Origin of the sequence: Acidovorax delafieldii 2AN, from assembly GCF_000175235.1 — a bacterium.
Lineage (GTDB): Bacteria > Pseudomonadota > Gammaproteobacteria > Burkholderiales > Burkholderiaceae_C > Acidovorax > Acidovorax delafieldii_B.
On record NZ_ACQT01000372.1, the window covers coordinates 1 to 2,572 of the forward strand.

General features: G+C 68.4%; 2 protein-coding genes. One reads left to right on the plus strand and one right to left on the minus strand.

The genetic code is table 11. The features are described from left to right. Positions 1-629: c-type cytochrome (locus tag ACDELDRAFT_RS21160; protein ID WP_232504818.1), on the minus strand; the 629-nt coding region annotated here is incomplete at its 3' end. 208 nt (positions 630-837) lie between these two features. On the opposite strand from ACDELDRAFT_RS21160, the gene ACDELDRAFT_RS21165 reads away from it, so the two are divergent. Next, positions 838-2,271 (plus strand): aminotransferase-like domain-containing protein, encoded by a 1,434-nt coding sequence (locus tag ACDELDRAFT_RS21165; RefSeq protein ID WP_005800255.1) that lies wholly within the window; start codon positions 838-840, stop codon positions 2,269-2,271. Positions 2,272-2,572 lie beyond the last annotated feature (301 nt).

Below are 2,572 nucleotides of genomic sequence, written 5' to 3' on the forward strand. Positions count from 1 at the left end.
TGCGCCAGCGCCTCCGCCGGCTTGCCGGAGCCCGGCACCGGCTGCGCGGCCAACCACGCCGACACCGCGCTCACTTCCTCGGGTGAGAGCTGGCGGGCGATGCTGGCCATGCAATCGGGCGCCTGCGCGCGCCGCTGTCCGGTTTTCCAGGCGCCCAACTGGCTGTTGAGATAGTCGCGCGGCAGTCCCAGCAGGCCCGGAATTGCCGGCTGCACACCGGTCATTGCCTGGCCATGGCACTGCACGCACGCGGGCAACTTGCGCGCTGCGTCGCCCTGCTGCACCAGCAAGCGCCCCTGCTCCAGCACGTACCGCGCGGCCTGGGGTTGTGGAGGCAGTGCATAGGGCACATCAAGTCGGGCGAAATGGCCGGCGATCTCGCGCAGATAGTCGTCGGTGAGGTGCTCGATGAGGTAGCCCATCTGCGGGTAGCTCCGCCGGCCATCCCGGAAATTCAGAAGCTGGTTGTACAGGTAGCCCGCCGGCTTGCCCGCGATGCGCGGAAAGTAGCCGTCGGGCGTGGCGCGGCCTTCCTTGCCGTGGCAGCTGGTGCACGCCAGCACCCGAGGCGCCATGTCGTCGGCCGCCCGTGTGGTGGCAATGTCGGCCGCCCCGGCTGGCACACTCATCGCAGTGCCCAGCGCAAGCGGCAGCAACCGGCCCAAGGCCCGGCGAGTGCGGATCATCATGAAAACTGAAAAACAGTGGAAGAAGGGATTCATACAGGCGCCCGACTCTACGCTGCACGCCAAAAACAGTACAGATGCAGATTCTTGATAAAAATGCAGATCAGTTGTCGCAGCCACTGACAATGGCCGATCACCCCAACCCCGCCCCATGAAACGCTACGAACGCCACGCCGACTCCATTGCCGAGCTCATCCACAGCGGCGCGCTGCGCCCGGGCGAGCGCCTTCCATCGGTGCGCGAAGCCAGCCGCGCACGGGGCATCAGCCCTTCGACCGTGTTCCAAGCCTATTACCTGCTGGAAGCCCAGGGCCTCATCCACGCGCGCCCGCGCTCGGGCTACTACGTCACGGCGCGCATGCCGCCCGCCGCCGGGCTCCGCAGCGGTGAGCCGAACCCCTCGCAGCCGCGCAACAGCTCGACCGAGGTGGCGGTGAGCGAACTGGTGTTCGACGTGCTGGGATCGGCCCGCGAGCGCAGCCTGGTGCCGCTGGGCTCAGCCTTCCCCGGGCTGGAACTGTTTCCGCTGAAGCGACTGGCCCGTTGCCTGTCGTCGGGCATGCGCCGACTCGACCCTTGGGACATCGTGCAAAGCCTGTCGCTGGGCGACGCCCGCCTGCGCCAGCAGATCGCGCTGCGCTATGGACTGCATGGCGTCGCGGTCCATGCCGACGAGGTCATCGTCACCAACGGGGCAATGGAAGCACTGAACCTTTGCCTTGAGGCCGTGACCCGGCCGGGCGACGTGGTGGCGGTCGAATCGCCCACGTTCTACGCGGCCCTGCAGGCCCTGGAGCGGCGCAACCTCCAGGCCCTCGAAATCGCCACGCACCCGCGCGACGGCATCGATCTGGCCGCGCTGGCCCATGCCCTGGAGCGCCACCCCGTGCGCGCCTGCTGGCTCATGCCCAGCTTCCAGAACCCGCTGGGCAGCCTGATGCCCGAGAACCGCAAACGCGAACTGGTCGCGCTGCTGGCACGCCACCAGGTGCCGCTGATCGAAGACGATGTGTACGGTGAACTGCACTTCGCACCGCGCAGACCGCCGCCCGCCAAGGCCTTTGACGCCGAAGGGCTGGTGATGCACTGCAGCTCGTTCACCAAATGCCTGGCGCCGGGCTACCGCGTCGGCTGGGTGGCGGCGGGGCGCTTCGCCATAGCGGTCGAGCGGCTCAAGCTCATGACCACCTTGGCCACCGCCACGCCCTCCCAGCAAGCCGTGAGCGAATACCTGGCCCAGGGCGGCTACGAGCGGCACCTGCGCCAGTTGCGCAGCAGCCTGGCACGGCAGCAAGACCGGGCCCTGGCCGCCATCGCCCGGCACTTTCCGGCCGGCACGCGCGTATCGCGTCCGGAAGGGGGTTATTTCGTCTGGGTGGAACTGCCCGCCGGAACCAACGCACTCGCACTGCACCGCAAGGCGCTGGAGCACGGCATCAGCCTGGCGCCGGGGCAGATCTTTTCGGCCGACCAGCGCTTTGCCCACTGCGTGCGCATCAATTACGGCCACCCCGCGCACAGTGGCTTCGACGAGGCACTGCGCGTCGTCGGCGAACTGGCCACACGCCTGACGCCTGACGCCTGACGCCTGACGCCTGACGCCTGACCAAAAACTATCAAAACAATAGCTGATGGCGCACACCGATCGTGCGCCAGAGGCCTGTTTGGCTGAATACCCGCTGCCCCGGCCAGCAGGCTGGGCATGCACCGGGCCACACTACCGCACACCGGCGCAAGCGCTCACGTGCGGCGCAACGGTCGCCCGTGAGCGTGTGGGGCCGCTCAGAAGGTTTCCCAGTCGGCGTCCGCATCCTTGCCCTTGGCCAGCGCCTCGGCCGCAGGCCGGGGCTGGGGCTGGGGTGCCGCCAGCGTCTGGCGGGCCTTGG

Excerpts from the sequence above, each read along its gene's own strand:
- ACDELDRAFT_RS21165 (WP_005800255.1), top strand. The coding sequence starts at position 838 with ATGAAACGCTACGAACGCCACGCCGACTCCATTGCCGAGCTCATCCAC.